Origin of the sequence: Alcanivorax sp. (assembly GCF_051117345.1) — a bacterium.
Lineage (GTDB): Bacteria > Pseudomonadota > Gammaproteobacteria > Pseudomonadales > Alcanivoracaceae > Alcanivorax.
Window position 1 is genome coordinate 1 of record NZ_JBNPEC010000102.1, and the last position, 2639, is coordinate 2639.

Sequence of the window (2639 nt, forward strand, 5' to 3'; positions counted from 1 at the left end):
GCTTCCAGGGCCATTTTGGTCGCGGCCTCGGCGCAGTAGAGAACCACTCCTGCGGCATCCTTGCGGTTGGTTGCACCGCGGTCGCAGGCCTGAGCCACGTGATAGAGATAGCTGCGGCTGGTGTTGAGCATCACGTACATGTCGGCGATCTTGCCCTGCATCAGCTGGAATTCGCCGATGGCCTGGCCGAACTGTTTGCGCTCGTGGATGTAGGGCACCACTTCATCCATGCACGCTTGCATCACGCCTACCGGGCCACCGGAGAGGATGGTGCGTTCGTAGTCCAGGCCGCTCATCAGGACCTTCACCCCTTCGTTTTCCTTGCCGAGGATATTTTCGGCGGGGACCTGACAGTCTTCGAATACCAGTTCGCAGGTGTTGGAGCCGCGCATGCCGAGCTTGTCCAGCTTCTGAGCCCGGGAGAAACCGGGGAAATCACGCTCGACGATGAAGGCGGTGATGCCACGGGGGCCAGCGCTGGTATCCGTCTTGGCATAGATCACGTAGGTGTGGGCGTCAGGGCCGTTGGTGATCCACATCTTGTTGCCATTGAGGATGTAGCGGTCGCCTTTCTTCTCGGCGCGAAGTTTCATGCTGACCACATCGGAACCGGCACCGGGTTCACTCATGGCCAGAGCACCGATATGTTCGCCGCTGATCAGCTTGGGCAAATACTTGTCTTTCTGCTCGGCGCTGCCGTTGATGGCAATCTGGTTAACACACAGATTGGAATGGGCGCCGTAGGACAAGCCGATCGAGGCAGAGGCGCGGGAAATTTCTTCCACCACGATGGTGTGGGCCAGATAGCCCATATTGGCGCCGCCGTATTCTTCGCCGGCAGTGATCCCCAGAAGACCCAGATCACCCATTTTCTTCCACATCTCCAGGGGGAACTCGTTGCTGCGGTCGATCTCGGCGGCGATGGGGGCGATTTCCTTCTGTGCGAAGGCGCGGGCGGTATCACGCAGCGCATCGATGGTTTCGCCCAGGTGGAAGTTGAAGGTGCTGTTAAACATTTTCCTTGGACTCCAGTTCGTTGAGACTTTCCAGGCAGCGTTGCTCAGCGTCATCCAGTTCCTGTTGCAGTAGCTGGATATCACGCAGTTGCTGATCGAGCTGTACGCGGCGCTGGTGAATTTTTTCCTGCAGGGCCAGTAGCTGAGACCGATTGTCACTCTGCGGCTGGTACATGCCGATCAGTTCGCGGGATTCGGCCAGCGAGAAGCCCAGGCGCTTGCCACGCAGAATCAGTTTCAGGGTGACCCGATCGGCGGGGGTGTAGACCCGTGTCTGTCCCCGGCGCTCAGGAGATACCAGGCCCTGGTCCTCGTAAAAGCGGATGGTGCGGGTGGTAACGTCAAATTCCCGGGCCAGTTCGCCGATGCTGTAGGTCTGTTTTTTGCTCATGGGAAAAGAATAGGGGAAGTTTACGTTAACGTAAAGCTGGCGTTTTGGCCCTTTCGGTCCGTGACACAGTGTTTACCTCTGCCTAGACTGCCGTCTCTGATCAAGGGGGATACGCATGAAAGACACATGGAGTCGCTGGGTGGTGGCACACCCGGTGTGGGTACTGCTGGCCTGTACCGGCTTGTGCCTTGCCATGGCGGGTGGCATGAGCCATTTCCATAACAACAATGATCCACGGATCTTCTTCACGGAAGAGAACCCGGACTTCAAACGCTTTGTGTCCCTGGAAGACAGCTTCACCGCCAACGAGATGGTGTTGTTTGTGGTGCATCCGAAAAACGACCGGGTGTTTGAACCGCAAACGTTGGCGGCCATTGAAGCCCTCACCGACGATGCCTGGACGTTGCCGCATTCCACCCGCGTGGACTCGCTCACCAACTTTCAGCACACGGAAGTGGAGGGCGATGACCTCTTTGTAGCACCGCTGGTGGAAGATGCGCTTTCCATGTCGGCGGAGGATATCGAGCAAGCCCGTGAGATTGCCCTGGACGAGCCCGCGCTGGTAGGCAGACTCGTCTCGGGCAAGGGGCATGTGGCCGGGGTAGTGGCCACGGTCACTATGGGGGAGGGCAATACTGAAGCCCCGGAAATCACCGCTGCCGCCCGGGAAATGGCCCGGGCCTACGGTGAGCAATACCCGGATATTGAATTCATGGTGACCGGCACTGTGGTGTTCTCCCAGGCCTCTGCTGAAGCCACGGAGCAGTCCATGGCGACCACGTTGCCACTGGCCTTTGTGGTCATGCTGGTGTGCCTGTGGCTGATCCTGCGTAGTGCCATGTTTGTGGCGGTAACCGTGGTGGTGATCGCTTTCTCCATTGCTTCCGCCATGGGCGTGGCTATGTGGCTGGGTATCGAGTTTTCACCGATCGTGGGCATGGCGCCGGCCATGATTCTGACTCTGGCGGTGGCGGATTCCGTGCACCTCCTTGCCAGCTATCGGCATGAGCGTCTGCAGGGTACCGCCAAGACGCCAGCGTTGCTGGAAAGCCTGCGCATTAATCTGCAGCCAATCTGGTTGACCAGCCTGACAACGGCGAACGGTTTTGGCGTTCTCAATTTTTCCGAATCCCAACCGTTCCGGGCCCGGGGGCATCGAGTGCTGTACGGGATGCAGTTGGCCTTTGTCTTTTCTGTGTTGTTGCTGACGGCCCTTGGGAGGGTGTTGCCGC

The 2639-nt window shown here is 58.6% G+C and carries 3 protein-coding genes; 1 reads left to right on the forward strand and 2 read right to left on the reverse strand.

Going from position 1 to position 2639, the window contains the following annotated elements; genetic code table 11:
• Both ACFE0K_RS06575 and ACFE0K_RS06580 read right to left on the reverse strand, forming a co-directional pair.
• Positions 1-1016, reverse strand: a 1016-nt coding sequence (locus ACFE0K_RS06575) for an isovaleryl-CoA dehydrogenase (protein ID WP_434535302.1), incomplete at its 3' end; no start/stop codon positions are given.
• Positions 1009-1407 carry a MerR family transcriptional regulator gene (locus ACFE0K_RS06580; protein WP_434535303.1) on the reverse strand — a complete coding sequence of 133 codons (399 nt, stop codon included), beginning with the start codon at positions 1405-1407 and terminating at the stop codon, positions 1009-1011. The genes ACFE0K_RS06575 and ACFE0K_RS06580, both read right to left, overlap by 8 nt.
• Positions 1408-1522: 115 nt before the next feature.
• Here ACFE0K_RS06580 and ACFE0K_RS06585 point away from each other — a divergent pair.
• The coding region (locus ACFE0K_RS06585) for an efflux RND transporter permease subunit (protein ID WP_434535304.1) at positions 1523-2639 on the forward strand (1117 nt) is incomplete at its 3' end.

Excerpts from the sequence above, each read along its gene's own strand:
- ACFE0K_RS06580 (WP_434535303.1), bottom strand. The coding sequence starts at position 1,407 with ATGAGCAAAAAACAGACCTACAGCATCGGCGAACTGGCCCGGGAATTT.